Source organism: Salmonella sp. 741265073_HBA (assembly GCF_046569105.1).
Classification (GTDB): domain Bacteria; phylum Pseudomonadota; class Gammaproteobacteria; order Enterobacterales; family Enterobacteriaceae; genus Salmonella; species Salmonella enterica.
Genome location: NZ_JBKFRY010000006.1, coordinates 112,288 through 126,752, shown reverse-complemented (window position 1 = coordinate 126,752; position 14,465 = coordinate 112,288). Strand labels below are relative to the sequence as shown.

Below are 14,465 nucleotides of genomic sequence, written 5' to 3'. Positions count from 1 at the left end.
ATTAGTCGATCGCCCGTCATTTTCTGGGATGTTGTCTATTATTAAGTTGCTATACACAAACAACATTGGCTAGAAAAGGAAGACATTATGGTTAAAAAGACAATTGCAGCGATCTTTTCTGTTTTGGTACTTTCCACTGTATTAACTGCTTGTAATACCACGCGCGGCGTGGGCGAGGACATCTCGGACGGTGGTAGTGCGATCTCTGGCGCTGCAACCAGAGCTCAGCAGTAATCATCAACGGTACGGCATGGCGTCGTACCGTTAATCGATTTTCTCCGGAAGCATAAGAAAGGGAGAATACCGGTTATCCATATGAAGTTTCATACGGATATTACGCTTATAGGTGTAAACCGTTTTCCCGTGAATGCCAAGCGCATACGCAATCTCTTTATTGCTGGTGCCTTCCGTCCACATCGCGAGTACCTTTTCCTCCTGCGGAGAGAGCAATGGCGTGGCGCTTTCCGGCGCTTCCTGCAGTGGATGAGTATATAGCGCTCCTTTAATTCGTTGTGCAAGCTCATGTAAAGGCGTGTGTTTAGATAACACCGCATGACTGGCATATTGCGGTCTGTACGGCATATTCCCTGACTGTAATAATACCAACGGCGTCATCCTGCAGGCGGCAAAAAATGCATTGATAGGCTGCTCAGGTAAGGCATCGTTGAGAAAACCATATAAATCAGCGATAACCAGATGGGGCTTCCATTGCAGAATATGTTCTTTCGCCAGTATAAGGTTATTCATCCCGGATACCAGCAGTGAAGAACTGAGCACATCAGTGTGATTAAGCCAGGCCTCCATGCCCGTACGGGTAAAGTGGCATCGGTCTATCACTAAAATTTTCAACATAGTTTTTTGTACCCGGAAGTAGATAAAGCACTTTCTTTCCCAGAAGGCGTTCCATCATAGAGAACTCCTGTGGGCGCTAAATGCGAAAACTACGCGGCTTAAAAGGGCCAATTCCCGCCTTTAGACGGAAAAAAATAAAAAGGTTGAAATTCATTTTCTCTCAGGCAAAAATGACTTTTCATCCGTATACGTTACAGGACGACCTGTAAACGCTATTCTCACCGGGGACGGCCCCATTAATTATCTGGAGCCTGCTATGTCCTGGATCATTCTATTAATCGCTGGTTTACTTGAAGTGGTATGGGCTGTCGGCCTGAAGTATACCCACGGTTTTTCTCGTCTGACCCCCAGTATTATCACCATTACGGCCATGGTTATTAGTATGGCGTTACTTTCCTGGGCAATGAAAACGCTGCCCGTTGGAACGGCGTACGCCATCTGGACCGGCATCGGCGCCGTCGGGGCGGCAATCATCGGTATCCTTCTGCTGGGCGAGTCTGCTTCACCGGCGCGTTTGCTCAGTCTTGGCTTGATCGTCGCGGGTATCATTGGGCTAAAACTCAGTGCGCATTAATTCGTCGCTGATATTGCTACGAACCTGATTGTTTTACCCAAATTAATTTATTGACGTCAAACCCCTCCCGGGTCGCGACGGCCAGCATTTGCTGTTTTATTTCCTCAGAAAGCGTTGGCGTGCGAGAGAGTATCCACAGATAGTCGCGATCCGGGCCGCACACCAACGCATGACGGTATTCCCGGTCAAGCGCAATCACGTTATAGCCGCCGTAGAACGGGCCGAAAAAAGAGACCTTGAGCGCGGCGCGGTTTGGACTACCGGTAAAATACGCTTTGCCTTCTGTTTTTTGCCACATTCCCCGATCCGGGTTATAGCCTTTATTGATGACATTAATCCCGCCATCGTCACGCAGACTATAGGTGGCCGTGACTTGTTCCAGCCCACGTTCAAATCGATGATCGAGGCGTGCGATCTCATACCAGGTGCCGAGGTAACGTTTGGCATCAAAGTTATTTACCACGGTAACGCCTTTAGGCGGAGTAGGCGAACTACAGGCGACAACCAGAAATGCAGCCGTAACTGCAGCAACGACGGGCAGAATGCGCATAAGATTTTCCTTCCAGTGTTTTTTCTAAGTGTAGAACCTGGCGGGAAAATGAGAGGCAGGAAAAGAAAAAACGCCCTCTTATCGGGTAGATAAGAGGGCGTCGTGGCAACTTAGAGAGTGATAACGCCAATCGCCGTCACAACGGTCAGGATTGCCGCCAGACCGTAAAAGACCCATTTGCCCGCAGGCACGTGGATTTTCAGGTCATGCATCGCGTGGTGCATACGGTGTAGGCCACACCATAGCGGCAGCACGATCATCAGGAACAGAAAAACGCGACCAATAAAGCTTTGGGCGAACGTCAGTACGCGCTCAAAACTCAGGGCATCGCCCGGAAATAGCCCCAGCGGCAACATGATGCCAACCAGTAGCACGATCACCGGCGCGATGATCGCGCCCCACATACCGCCTGCGCCAAACAGTCCCCAGAATACGGGTTCATCAGAACGTTTTGGGTTTGGATTAATCATCCGGGACTCCTTACCAGAACAGGGCAACATACAGAATGACTACGGTGACTACCGCAGTGACCACCCAAAGCCCTTTGATGATTGGCTCTGGCCCCATTTTTTCGTCTTTTACAATGATATTGGCCGCCTTCGGCGCCAGTTCAAACCAGGTTTTGGTGTGCAGCAGCGCGGCCGCCAGGGTGATCAGGTTTAAGATCACTACCACCGGGTTTTGTAAAAAGCCGACGAATCCCATCCAGGATTCCGCGCCGTGTTTGAGCGCAAACAGACCGAAAATCAGTTCAATACTGAACCAGACTGCCGGCACCGCTGTGCCTTCGCGCAGCATATAAAAGCGATAAAACGGCAGTTTTTTCCACCAGGTGGACGTCATCGGCCGCACATAGGGTTTGCGTTTAGTCGTCATGTTGCACTCCTTAGCGTGGTTTCAGGGTGGCGATAAGAAAGTCTTTCGAGCTTTCCACTTTACCCTGCTGAATGGCCGCAGCCGGATCGACATGTTTTGGACAGACTTCGGAGCAGTAGCCCACGAAAGTACAGGTCCATACGCCGTTCGGACTGTTCAACTGCGCCATACGCTCCTTCTTACCGTGATCGCGGCTATCTTCGTTATAGCGATGCGCCAGCGTAATCGCAGCCGGTCCGATAAATTCAGGATTCAGACCGAACTGCGGGCACGCGGCGTAGCACAGACCACAGTTGATGCAACCGGAGAACTGGTGATACTTCGCCATTTGCGCCGGGGTCTGGACATTCGGCCCCTGATCTGGCGTGCGAGAGTTGCCAATAATGTACGGTTTGATCGCTTCCAGGCTTTCGATAAAGTGCGTCATATCGACAACCAGATCGCGCTCAATCGGGAAGTTCGCCAGCGCTTCCACCTTCATACCGTTGGTGTAATCGCGCAGGAAGGTTTTACACGCCAGTTTAGGGACGTTGTTGACCATCATGCCGCAGGAGCCGCAGATCGCCATACGGCAGGACCAGCGGTAGCTCAGGTCTGGCGACAGGTTATCTTTGATGTAGCCCAACGCGTCCAGTAGCGATGTTGTTTCATCATAAGGAACTTCATAGAAAGCACTGTGCGGCGCGGTATCGGTTTCCGGGTTATAGCGCACCACCTCAACTTTCAGGTTTTTCATCTCAGCCATTCGCCTTCTCCTTCTTATCGGCTGCTTCCGCTTCACCGCCGTAAACACGTTTGGCTGGCGGCAGGGTGGTGATTTTCACGTCGCTGTATTCCAGACGGGTCGTGCCATCAGCATCGCGGAAGGCGAGGGTGTGCTTGAGGAAGTTCACATCGTCGCGCTCGGTACAGCCTTCATCCAGACGCTGATGCGCGCCGCGGGACTCTTTACGCGCCAGCGCAGAGTGCGCCATACATTCCGCCACGTTCAGACCATGACCCAGTTCGATGGTATACAGCAGGTCAGTGTTGAACACGCTGGAGGTATCGGAGATACGTACGCGCTTGAAACGTTCCTGAAGCTCGGCCAGTTTATCAATGGTTTTCTGCATCAGTTCCGGGGTACGGTAAATACCGCAACCTTCTTCCATAGACAGACCCATCTCATCGCGGATCTTCGACCAGTTTTCGTTGCCTTCCTGGTTCACCAGATTTTTCAGACGTTGTTCAATATCGGCAACCTGGGCGTCGAGCGCGGCGCTATTTGCGGCGCCTGCCGTCGCAGCGCGTTCCATTGCTTGTTCGCCAGCCAGACGACCAAATACCACCAGTTCCGCCAGTGAGTTGGAACCGAGGCGGTTCGCGCCATGCAGGCCAACAGAGGAGCATTCGCCAACGGCAAACAGCCCTTTGACACGGCTTTCACAGTTCTGGTCGGTTTCAATGCCGCCCATGGTGTAGTGCGCGGTCGGACGTACTGGAATCGGTTCTTTAACCGGATCGACGCCGACATAGGCTTTCGCCAGTTCGCAAATGAACGGCAGACGTTCATGCAGTTTCTTCTCGCCGAGATGACGCAGGTCGAGGTGAACCACATCGCCGCGCGGCGTGGAGATGGTGTTGCCTTTACGCCATTCGTGCCAGAAAGCCTGGGATACTTTGTCGCGCGGCCCCAGTTCCATATATTTGTTTTTCGGCTCGCCCAGCGGCGTTTCGGGGCCCATGCCGTAGTCTTGCAGGTAACGGTAGCCATTTTTATTGACCAGAATACCGCCTTCACCGCGGCAACCTTCGGTCATCAGGATACCGGAACCTGGCAGGCCGGTCGGGTGATACTGAACGAATTCCATATCACGCAGCGGAACGCCGTGGCTCAGCGCCATGCCCATCCCGTCGCCGGTGACGATGCCGCCGTTGGTGTTATAGCGGTATACGCGGCCTGCGCCGCCTGTCGCCATTACCACGGCGTTGGCGCGGATTTGCACCAGCGTGCCTTCCATCATATTCATTGCCACCAGGCCGCGCGCATGGTTGTCATCAACCAGAATATCCAGCACAAAATGTTCGTCAAAGCGCTGGATTTGCGGGAACTGCAGGGAAGTCTGGAACAGGGTATGCAGCATATGGAAGCCGGTTTTATCCGCGGCGAACCAGGTACGCTCGATTTTCATACCACCGAAGCGACGCACGTTAACGCTACCGTCCGGACGGCGGCTCCACGGGCAGCCCCATTGCTCCAGCTGCGTCATCTCAGTGGGACAATGGTGGACAAAGTAATCCACGACATCCTGCTCACACAGCCAGTCTCCGCCTGCTACCGTATCGTGAAAATGGTAGTCAAAGCTGTCATGATCCTGGGCGACAGCGGCTGAACCCCCTTCGGCAGCGACGGTGTGGCTGCGCATCGGGTACACTTTTGAGATCAGTGCGATTTTAGCATTGGGATTCGCCTGTGCGGCAGCAATTGCAGCACGTAATCCCGCGCCACCGGCGCCTATAATGGCAAGATCGGCTTGAAAGGTTTGCACGACATTCCTCCAGATTATTGTAATTTCACCCTCGCGCAGCCAGATAAAGCCTCTGGGTTCTGCGAAGTATGAATGCGTTTCCACTGCTCCTTTATGGGTACAACAGTATAGTCTCAGGGATGTGAGGGAAATTTGACGTGTTCGATTTTTTTAGCGTATCAGAGGGATGAATTATCATTGATTTTGATTAATTTAATTACTAAACCATCTGAAATCACTTTTTTTACCCTCCAGAAGGTTCCCGATACGCCTGCGCAAAATTTGTTTCGCCCGCGCGTTGCGAGTAGACTTCGTGACCTTGTCTTAAACTGGAGAAAGAATCATGAGCGAAACGGCAACCTGGCAGCCGAGCGCGTCCATCCCCAATTTATTAAAACGTGCGGCGATTATGGCGGAAATCCGTCGTTTCTTTGCCGATCGTGGAGTGCTTGAGGTTGAGACGCCCTGCATGAGTCAGGCGACGGTCACAGACATTCATCTGTTCCCGTTCGAAACGCGTTTCGTCGGACCTGGCCATTCCCAGGGGATCAACCTCTATTTAATGACCAGTCCGGAATACCATATGAAACGCCTGCTGGCGGCAGGGTGCGGTCCGGTTTTCCAGCTATGCCGCAGTTTCCGTAATGAAGAGATGGGACGACATCATAATCCGGAATTCACCATGCTGGAGTGGTATCGCCCGCATTACGATATGTATCGCCTGATGAATGAAGTGGATGATTTGCTTCAGCAAGTGCTGGATTGTCAACCTGCGGAAAGTCTCTCCTATCAACAGGCGTTTCAGCGCCATCTGGAGATTGACCCGTTATCAGCAGATAAAACGCAACTGCGTGAGGCGGCGGCAAAGCTTGATTTAAGCAATATCGCCGATACGGAAGAAGACCGTGATACGTTGCTGCAACTGCTGTTCACGATGGGGGTTGAGCCGCATATAGGTAAAGAAAAGCCGACCTTTATTTATCACTTTCCGGCCAGTCAGGCATCGCTGGCACAAATCAGTACCGAGGATCATCGCGTCGCCGAGCGCTTTGAGGTGTACTACAAAGGTATTGAGCTGGCGAATGGTTTCCACGAACTGACGGACGCACGTGAGCAACAACAGCGCTTTGAACAGGACAATCGTAAGCGCGCCGCGCGCGGTCTGCCGCAGCAGCCGATTGACCAAAATCTACTGGATGCGCTGGCCGCCGGTCTACCGGATTGTTCCGGCGTGGCGCTGGGTGTTGATCGTCTGGTGATGCTGGCGCTGGGAGCAGAAAGCCTGGCGGACGTGATTGCTTTTACGGTCGATCGGGCGTAAATCTGAAATTCACTCTTTCGCGAGATAAAATGGCGCAATAAGCGCCATTTTGTAGCATATTTTTTCAATTATCCTCTGTTTGCCACAACATAAGGCTGGAACTTTGATGCTATTTAGGTATCAATCCTGTGTTGATTTTTTTATCGCTGACCTTTGTAAAAAAGAAGGCGGCGTCAATCGGTGAGCGGCGTCTGGCAAACGCGCTCGAGCGTAAGGGATGGTTGAATGACCCACACGATAAAAAAGATGAGCCTTATTGGGCTTATCCTGATGATTTTTACTTCTGTTTTTGGTTTTGCGAATAGCCCGTCGGCGTTTTATTTAATGGGGTATAGCGCAATCCCGTGGTATATATTTTCTGCCTTGCTGTTTTTTATTCCATTCGCCTTAATGATGGCTGAAATGGGTTCCGCTTATCGCAAAGAAGAGGGCGGGATCTATTCGTGGATGAATAATAGCGTGGGGCCACGTTACGCGTTTATCGGCACGTTTATGTGGTTTTCATCGTATGTCATATGGATGGTAAGTACGGCGGCAAAAATTTGGGTACCGTTTTCTACTTTTGTTTTTGGCGCCGATATGACGCAGCACTGGCGTATTGCGGGGCTTGAGCCTACGCAGGTTGTCGGGCTGCTCGCCGTCGGCTGGATGATTCTGGTGACGTGTGTCGCCGCCAGAGGGATCAATAAAATTGCGCGAATTACGGCGGTCGGAGGTATTGCCGTAATGTGTCTTAATTTGGTTTTATTGTTAGTGAGTGTCGCTATTTTGTTATTAAATGGTGGGCATTTTGCACAAGAAATTAATTTTACCTCGTCACCGAATCCGGGTTATCACTCCGGCCTGGCAATGTTGTCATTTGTGGTATTTGCTATTTTTGCTTACGGCGGTATTGAGGCTGTCGGCGGACTGGTGGATAAAACCGAGAAACCGGAAAAGAATTTTGCGAAAGGTATTGTTTTCGCGGCTATTGTGATTTCAATTGGTTATTCTTTGGCGATCTTTTTATGGGGCGTCAGCACTAACTGGCAACAGATATTAAGTAATAGCGCCGTTAACTTAGGGAATATCACCTACATTCTGATGTCGAGTTTAGGCACGACATTAGGTAACGCGTTAAACCTTTCTCCGGACGCAGCGATGACGGTGGGCGTCTGGTTTGCGCGTATCACCGGCCTTTCTATGTTTCTGGCTTATACCGGCGCGTTTTTTACGTTGAGCTATTCACCGCTGAAAGCCATTATTCAGGGGACGCCAAAAGCGTTGTGGCCCGCGCCGATGACGACACTGAACGCTAACGGTATGCCGGCGACCGCTATGTGGCTACAGTGCGTGCTGGTGAGTCTGTTTATTTTGCTGGTCTCTTTTGGCGGTGACACCGCATCGGCGTTTTATAACAAACTCACGCTGATGGCGAACGTCTCAATGACCTTGCCATACCTGTTCCTTGCGCTGGCATTTCCCTTCTTTAAAGCGCGTCAGGATCTGGAGCGGCCATTTGTTCTCTTTAAAACCAAAGCCTCTACCCTGGTCGCGACGGGTGTTGTGGTGCTGGTGGTGACGTTTGCCAACGTCTTTACCATCATCCAGCCGGTGATTGAAGCTGGGGACTGGGACAGCGCCTTGTGGATGATCGGCGGCCCGATCTTCTTCTCGCTGCTGGCGATGGCGATTTATCAGAATTACAGCAGCCGCATGAGCGCCGATCCGGAGTGGGCGGCGGAGTAAAGGCCGTATGCCGGATAAGACCCCACGGGTCGCATCCGGCGTTTATTGCCCGATGGAGAACGTTATGAATGATAGTTCGAGAGACCCGATTATCACGGAAGATGAGGTTAGGGCACTCAATTTTACTCCGGAAGATATCCTTGAAATAGAAAAGGTTATTCTTTCTTCCGTTCATGTTGCACGTCGAAAGGTTGCGATGGTAGTAGGAATGACTATTAGCACGTTAAGGGATCGCGATGAGGATAAGTGGAAACATGTGACGGATATTTATTGCGCGTATGTTATAAGATGCCTCGTATTTCGCGGAGAACTGGTGGGTTACGGCGATTTATTCCGAATGCGCTATAGCGAAATTAACCTGCCTGTTGCCGATCTGGACGCATAATAAGTCCGAAAATGTCTGTGAGCTGCGATGAAATGCCCGATGGCGCAAGCTTATCGGGCCTACAGGTTAATTGCCGGCCCGTAGGCCGGATAAGACCCGACGGGTCGCATCCGGCATTTCTTGCCTGGATCATGCGCTACAAACTGCCCGCCGGGCGGCTGGTTTTACCCGCTGACGTTAACGTTCTCCCCGTTTGTTTACCGCCGAGGCTCTCCAGACGCATCTGGAACGGCGGGAACGGCATATCAATACCGTGCTCGCGGAAGCCCACCAGAATCAATTGGTGGATCTCATGGCGTAATGGCATACGGTGTCCCATTTCCGCGGCATAGATACGCAGTTCGAAAATCTGAATACCCTGCTGAAGATCCACCAGAAAGATTTCAGGCGGTGGGTTGTCCAGCACCAAAGAACAGCGCTGCGCCGCCGTCAGCAGAATTTGCGTCACCTCTTCGCTATTGGCATCCGCCGGTGCCGGGATGGTTAACACCACGCGCGTAACGGAGTCAGACAGCGACCAGTTGATAAACTGTTCGGTGATAAAGGCTTTATTCGGCACGATAATCTCTTTACGATCCCAGTCGCTGATGGTGGTGGCGCGGGTATTGATTTTGGTCACGCTGCCGGTGAGATCGCGAATGGTCACCGTATCGCCGATACGAATCGGCTTTTCAAACAAAATAATCAGGCCGGAGATAAAGTTAGCGAAAATTTCTTGCAGGCCAAAACCAAGCCCAACGCCGAGCGCGGCCACCAGCCATTGTAGCTTCGACCACTCAATGCCGATCATTGAGAAACCGACCAGCCCGCCAATCAGCATTAACAGATATTTGGTGATGGTCGTGATGGCGTAACCGGTACCAGGCGTTAAATCGAGATGCTGTAATAACGCCAGTTCCAGCAGCGCGGGCAGATTACGCACCAACTGCGTGGTGATGATAAAGACCAGAATCGCAATGAGCACCGCCCCGAGGGTAATCGGCTCCAGGCTTTCCACGCCTTGCACCGTAGAGGTGACATCCCACAGCGAAATATTCTCCAGGAAGCCGAATGCCGAGTGGATTTCCGACCACAGTACAATTACCGATAGCAGGGCGATAAGCATCAGAATTGAGCGGACCAGACGCAGCGACTGAGCGCTAATAGCGTCAAGATCGATTTCACTTTCATCGATGTCGACCGCGCCTTCCAGGCTGGAGGAGTGCGCCGGTTCTTCTTCGCCGCGCGCGCGCTGCGCCAGCATTTCCGCCCGACGATGTTTGGCGCGGTCAAAAGCCAGTCGGCGTCGTTGGATCAGCATCCAGCGGCGAATGACGTGATAGATGACCAGCAACAGGAACCAGATGGCGACCGAGGTTTCCAGTCTCGCCAGTAGCGCCTGCGCCGTGGCCAGATAACCCACCGCCGCCGCCAGAATCGCGATAAGCGGCGCGCCCATCAACATATTCCACAGCAGGCTGTTGACCATGTTGTCGCCGTTGCCTTCTTTATCAAGATAGAGCGGGATGCCCGCTTTTTTCAGACTCAGCGTGACCAGCGCCAGCGCGCCGCATATCAGGATGAAGCAAAGGCGGCCCAACGAGCCGGAAAACTCCCGATCGTTAAGATTATCAAACATGATCACTGCCATGATGAGCGGCACGATCAGCCCAATGCTCATCAGGTAGTAGCGCATCGCTTTCGCTACCCGGTTTCGCGGCCAGCCAAAATGCGCCACAAACAGGCCATTAGGGCGGGCAAACGCGGCGCAAATCATGACTACCCACAACAGCGGTACTGTCGCCGTCACGCCATCGCCGATGGCGACGGCCAGCGGATACGGCCAGGCTTCCTGTAGACCATAGCCGAGCGTCGCCCACAAGACCGGCAGCGGCGAGGCGACCAGAATCGACCAGAACACCGTTCGCAGCGTCAGCGAGAAGTGATCCTGGGTGACTTTCCCGACGCGCGAGGCCGAGCGCTCAAGGAACCGGTTGAAGTGTTGGCGTGAATAGAGGCTAAACCCGACCAGCGCCAGCGCGCCGAATAACGGCAGTAGCGTCTCTTTGCTGGTCAGCATCATGATGCTGGCTTTACCTAACTGATTAAACGTATCTAATGAGATAAGCCGGCGTAAATCCTGAACCAAATCAACAGGCCAGGAGAGCGATAGCGGGCTAACGTCAGCGGTCCAGAACAGATAACGGTGGGTCGCTTCATTAACCTCTTTAAGCGCATCCTCCAGTTGGCTGTTGGAGACTTTCAGTTTGGTCAGCTCCAGGATCAGCGTATCGCCGCCCTGTAACAACGAGTTGAGCAGCTCGCGCTGAGTGCGAAGCTGGGCGTCAAGAATCTGGTTTTGCTCGGCGGTCAGCGGCTGTCCATTGGCCTGACGTATTTGCCGTAGCTGCGGCTGCTTATTGAGTAACTCTTCATAGCGCATACGGTGAACGCGTAGCTGCGCCATTTCCGTATCAAGCTGCTGCGGCTTAGGCATCTCTGGCAGACGGGCGACCTGCGCACGCAGCGCTTCGCCAAGCATGTTGGACACGCCAAGCCATTGCGACTGCTCCCGCAGCGTATTGAGCGCCTGGCGCACCTGTAACGTTTGGCTGGTGGCCTGTCGCTGCTGCGAGGCGACCAGATCCATCCGCTGCGCTTGTTGATTGAGCGCCTGTGACAGCTCGCGGTTGACTTTAAATTGTTCGACGATGCCTTCCGGCAAACCGGCGCTGTTTTCCGCCAGCAGCTCAGTGCTTTCCAGCGCGCGTTCCGCTTCACGTTGGCGCAGGCTATTGAGCTGATTGCGCAGCGCCTGAAGATATGCATCCAATTGCTGACTCTGTTTTTCCGCCAGCTCGGAACGCAGACGAGCCAGTTCCTGCCGGTTGTTGGCGGACAGTTGCGCCAACTCCAGTTCGTCGACTAACGCTTTTAGTTTGGCGGACTCCGCCTGCATACTGAGACTTTGCGCCTGGCTAAGCGCGGCACTTCCGCCTGCGGCGCCGAGCCGTCGCTCAATCTCATTAAGCTGGCGGCGGGCGTCGTTTTGCTGTTGGGGAAGCTGGCTGAGCGAGTCGGCGATCTCCCTGACGCGCTCCTGCTCCTGTTGCGCCTCGCGGGTTTTATCCAGTAGCTGGCTGCTAACCTGCAAGATCTCCTGATTTAACGCTTCGGTGGACATCTCTGGCGGTACGCTGCGAGGTTCATCGCGCAGATTATTCAACTGGGCGCGCAAGGTGGCGGATAGCTTAGGGAAATTATCAATAACGTGTTGATATTGTTTCGCGCGCTCAAGCGAGCCTTTTCGCTCTTCAAGCGCGTTTAACGCAGTCTGGAGCGCCTCAACGGCTTCCGGCTGAGCGGGCTTCGCCGCTTTTGCCTGCTCCAGTTCCTGCGTGATTTGTTTGGCGTCGGGGGCCGTTGCGGCGAACGCCCCCGTGCTGAGGCACCAGGCCATCAGAAAAGCGATAATCAGGCGCACGTCAGCATTCTCTCTTGATTAGGTGTCGTCTTTTTTATTGTCAACCAGCGGGCTGGCGTCGTGTTCGGCTTTAATTTCTTCTGCCGGCAGCGGAGCAGGTTCTACCTCCGGCGCGACGAATGTTTCGGTCGACGTCGCCAGCGGTTGGCCAATTTTGGTAACGGACAGGCTTGCCAGCGACTCGATCAGATTCACTTTCCCCGGCGCAAATAAGTTGATGACCGTGGAACCCAGTTTAAAGCGTCCCATCTCCTGGCCTTTCAACAAGGCGACAGACCCTTCATGTTCGCCTTCTGGCCAGGTCCAGCGCTTGATGATGCCTTCGCGCGGCGGGGTAATGGTCCCCGCCCAGACGGTTTCGATACTGCCGACAATAGTTGCGCCGACCAGAATCTGCGCCATAGGGCCGAACTCGGTATCAAACAGACAGATAACGCGCTCGTTGCGGGCAAACAGGTTGGGGACGTTTTGCGCGGTCAGATGGTTAACGGAGAACAGATCGCCCGGTACGTAGATCATTTCACGCAGGATGCCGTTGCATGGCATATGCACGCGATGGTAGTCGCGAGGGGAGAGGTAAGTGGTCACAAACGTGCCGTTGCGGAACTTATCTGCCATCAGGTAGTTACCCGCCAGCAATGCCTCAAGGCTGTAATTATGGCCTTTGGCCTGCAAAATTTTATCTTCTTCGATACGACCCAACTGGCTTATCACGCCGTCAGCAGGCATCACCAGGATGTTAGGATCGGTATTGAGCGGACGCACGTCATCACGCAGCGGACGAACAAAGAAATCATTGAACGTACGATAGCTGGCGGTATCCGGTTTTTGCGCCTCGGTCATATCGACTTTGTAATACTTTACGAAGAGATCGATAACCAGTTTTGTCAGCCATCCTGCTCGTTTGCTTGCGCCCCAGCCCGCCAGGCGAGTGAGCCATAGTTTCGGCAGAATGTATTGTAGCGAAAGTTTAAATGAGTTTAACAAGGTAGCCTCCAGGCCATTGTTGTTCCTGAACCGGCAGTTATACCGGTATCCTGAAAAAAGGGGACGATTCTAACGACGCCTAGCGTATCTGTCAGTCGTCCGTATCAGAAAAGTTTTTACGCGTTTTTACCTGCGCCATACTTTCAAGAATTCGGTGATAATTTTCGAAACGGGTTTCCGCAATAGCGCCGTTCTCTACCGCTTCGCGAATGGCGCAGCCTGGATCGGCGTCATGCTTGCAGTCCCGGTATTTGCAATGTCCCAAATAGTCATGAAATTCGACAAAGCCCTGGGTGATTTGTTCCGGCTCCAGATGCCATAAGCCGAACTCGCGCACGCCGGGGGAATCAATGACATCGCCGCCATGCGGGAAATGATACAGACGAGCAGCGGTAGTGGTATGTTGACCCAGACCGGAGACATTCGATACATCGTTCGTCAGAATCTCGTTCTGTAAGCCGAGCAGAGCGTTTAGCAGACTGGATTTTCCGACGCCGGACTGCCCGGCAAAAATACTGATGCGACCGGTTAACGCCTCTTCCAGCGGTTTCAGACCATCCTGCGTATGGCTGGAGACCATCAGCACGCGATAGCCGATATTGCGGTAGATATCCATCTGCTCATTAACGAAGTCCATACCTTCGTCGTCCAGCAGATCAATTTTATTGAGTACGATAAGCGGCTCAACCTGTAGGGTTTCACAGCCGACCAGATAGCGATCGATGATATTCAGCGACAGCTCCGGTAAAATTGCGGAAACAATAACGATTTGGTCAATGTTGGCGGCAATAGGCTTCACGCCGTCGTAGAAGTCCGGGCGCGTCAATACCGAGGTGCGCTCATGCACCGCTTCAACGATGCCTTTTACGTTGACGCCCTCTGCGGCGGCTTTGCCCGGACGCCAGACGACGCGATCGCCCGTCACCAGCGAACGGATAGTGCGGCGGATATTGCAACGGTGAACCTCGCCGTCAGCAGACTCCACATCGGCATGCATACCAAAACGGCTAATGACGATACCTTCTGCAGGCTCGCCAAACAGGTTGTCATCGTAGTCGGCTTTCTCCGCGGACGTTTTTAAACGACGCTGGTGATTGGCGTTCACACGGCGCTGCTGGCCTTTGGAGAGTTTATTTTTGCTCAATCGTACTGGCTCCTGGTCGCCCATAGTGGGCAAAACATCTATGATACACGCAATTGTAGATGAATATAGTCACAGTGA

General features: G+C 52.9%; 14 protein-coding genes. 5 read left to right on the top strand and 9 right to left on the bottom strand.

All coding sequences use genetic code 11. The annotated features are described in order from the left end of the window. Positions 1 to 87 precede the first annotated feature (87 nt). Positions 88 to 234, top strand: a complete 147-nt coding sequence (gene ecnB / locus ACLD3P_RS10855) for a lipoprotein toxin entericidin B (protein WP_000239598.1) — start codon at positions 88 to 90, stop codon at positions 232 to 234. A gap of 30 nt (positions 235 to 264) precedes the next feature. On the opposite strand, the gene ACLD3P_RS10850 is transcribed toward ecnB, so the two are convergent. Further along, complete coding sequence (locus ACLD3P_RS10850; RefSeq protein WP_000912959.1) at positions 265 to 852, bottom strand: helix-turn-helix transcriptional regulator; 588 nt, start codon at positions 850 to 852, stop codon at positions 265 to 267. Between the two features lie 256 nt (positions 853 to 1,108). On the opposite strand from ACLD3P_RS10850, the gene sugE reads away from it, so the two are divergent. Continuing rightward, positions 1,109 to 1,426 (top strand): quaternary ammonium compound efflux SMR transporter SugE, encoded by a 318-nt coding sequence (sugE, locus tag ACLD3P_RS10845; protein WP_220545640.1) that lies wholly within the window; start codon positions 1,109 to 1,111, stop codon positions 1,424 to 1,426. Positions 1,427 to 1,442: 16 nt separating this feature from the next. Here sugE and ACLD3P_RS10840 read toward each other — a convergent pair whose 3' ends face one another. From ACLD3P_RS10840 to frdA, 5 genes are all read right to left on the bottom strand, one after another. Next, the gene (locus ACLD3P_RS10840; protein WP_001221670.1) at positions 1,443 to 1,976 is read right to left on the bottom strand and encodes a lipocalin family protein; all 534 of its coding nucleotides are present in this window, start codon (positions 1,974 to 1,976) and stop codon (positions 1,443 to 1,445) included. Positions 1,977 to 2,086: 110 nt separating this feature from the next. Beyond that, entirely contained in the window at positions 2,087 to 2,446 is a 360-nt protein-coding gene (gene frdD, locus ACLD3P_RS10835; protein ID WP_000609650.1) for a fumarate reductase subunit FrdD, read from the bottom strand. Between the two features lie 10 nt (positions 2,447 to 2,456). Beyond that, positions 2,457 to 2,852 (bottom strand): fumarate reductase subunit FrdC, encoded by a 396-nt coding sequence (frdC, locus tag ACLD3P_RS10830; protein ID WP_000208749.1) that lies wholly within the window; start codon positions 2,850 to 2,852, stop codon positions 2,457 to 2,459. Positions 2,853 to 2,862: 10 nt separating this feature from the next. After that, complete coding sequence (gene frdB / locus ACLD3P_RS10825) at positions 2,863 to 3,597, bottom strand: fumarate reductase iron-sulfur protein (protein WP_000829509.1); 735 nt, start codon at positions 3,595 to 3,597, stop codon at positions 2,863 to 2,865. Beyond that, the gene (gene frdA, locus ACLD3P_RS10820; protein ID WP_001192952.1) at positions 3,590 to 5,380 is read right to left on the bottom strand and encodes a fumarate reductase (quinol) flavoprotein subunit; all 1,791 of its coding nucleotides are present in this window, start codon (positions 5,378 to 5,380) and stop codon (positions 3,590 to 3,592) included. The genes frdB and frdA overlap by 8 nt, the downstream gene beginning before the upstream one ends. Before the next feature lie 322 nt (positions 5,381 to 5,702). On the opposite strand from frdA, the gene epmA reads away from it, so the two are divergent. The 3 genes from epmA (at position 5,703) to ACLD3P_RS10805 (ending at position 8,793) form a co-directional block, all read left to right on the top strand. After that, positions 5,703 to 6,680 carry an elongation factor P--(R)-beta-lysine ligase gene (gene epmA / locus ACLD3P_RS10815; RefSeq protein ID WP_000004794.1) on the top strand — a complete coding sequence of 326 codons (978 nt, stop codon included), beginning with the start codon at positions 5,703 to 5,705 and terminating at the stop codon, positions 6,678 to 6,680. A gap of 225 nt (positions 6,681 to 6,905) precedes the next feature. Continuing rightward, positions 6,906 to 8,408 carry a glutamate/gamma-aminobutyrate family transporter YjeM gene (gene yjeM / locus ACLD3P_RS10810; protein WP_000149872.1) on the top strand — a complete coding sequence of 501 codons (1,503 nt, stop codon included), beginning with the start codon at positions 6,906 to 6,908 and terminating at the stop codon, positions 8,406 to 8,408. 64 nt (positions 8,409 to 8,472) lie between these two features. After that, entirely contained in the window at positions 8,473 to 8,793 is a 321-nt protein-coding gene (locus ACLD3P_RS10805) for a hypothetical protein (protein ID WP_024797372.1), read from the top strand. 136 nt (positions 8,794 to 8,929) lie between these two features. On the opposite strand, the gene mscM is transcribed toward ACLD3P_RS10805, so the two are convergent. The 3 genes from mscM to rsgA form a co-directional block, all read right to left on the bottom strand. Continuing rightward, entirely contained in the window at positions 8,930 to 12,256 is a 3,327-nt protein-coding gene (gene mscM / locus ACLD3P_RS10800) for a miniconductance mechanosensitive channel MscM (RefSeq protein WP_131046684.1), read from the bottom strand. An 18-nt stretch (positions 12,257 to 12,274) separates the two neighbouring features. Then, complete coding sequence (gene asd, locus ACLD3P_RS10795; protein ID WP_000934951.1) at positions 12,275 to 13,243, bottom strand: archaetidylserine decarboxylase; 969 nt, start codon at positions 13,241 to 13,243, stop codon at positions 12,275 to 12,277. Between the two features lie 91 nt (positions 13,244 to 13,334). Next, positions 13,335 to 14,387 carry a small ribosomal subunit biogenesis GTPase RsgA gene (gene rsgA, locus ACLD3P_RS10790; RefSeq protein ID WP_000041945.1) on the bottom strand — a complete coding sequence of 351 codons (1,053 nt, stop codon included), beginning with the start codon at positions 14,385 to 14,387 and terminating at the stop codon, positions 13,335 to 13,337. Positions 14,388 to 14,465: the final 78 nt, after the last annotated feature.

Excerpts from the sequence above, each read along its gene's own strand:
- ecnB (WP_000239598.1), top strand. The coding sequence starts at position 88 with ATGGTTAAAAAGACAATTGCAGCGATCTTTTCTGTTTTGGTACTTTCC.
- ACLD3P_RS10850 (WP_000912959.1), bottom strand. The coding sequence starts at position 852 with ATGTTGAAAATTTTAGTGATAGACCGATGCCACTTTACCCGTACGGGC.
- sugE (WP_220545640.1), top strand. The coding sequence starts at position 1,109 with ATGTCCTGGATCATTCTATTAATCGCTGGTTTACTTGAAGTGGTATGG.
- ACLD3P_RS10840 (WP_001221670.1), bottom strand. The coding sequence starts at position 1,976 with ATGCGCATTCTGCCCGTCGTTGCTGCAGTTACGGCTGCATTTCTGGTT.
- frdD (WP_000609650.1), bottom strand. The coding sequence starts at position 2,446 with ATGATTAATCCAAACCCAAAACGTTCTGATGAACCCGTATTCTGGGGA.
- frdC (WP_000208749.1), bottom strand. The coding sequence starts at position 2,852 with ATGACGACTAAACGCAAACCCTATGTGCGGCCGATGACGTCCACCTGG.
- frdB (WP_000829509.1), bottom strand. The coding sequence starts at position 3,597 with ATGGCTGAGATGAAAAACCTGAAAGTTGAGGTGGTGCGCTATAACCCG.
- epmA (WP_000004794.1), top strand. The coding sequence starts at position 5,703 with ATGAGCGAAACGGCAACCTGGCAGCCGAGCGCGTCCATCCCCAATTTA.
- yjeM (WP_000149872.1), top strand. The coding sequence starts at position 6,906 with ATGACCCACACGATAAAAAAGATGAGCCTTATTGGGCTTATCCTGATG.
- ACLD3P_RS10805 (WP_024797372.1), top strand. The coding sequence starts at position 8,473 with ATGAATGATAGTTCGAGAGACCCGATTATCACGGAAGATGAGGTTAGG.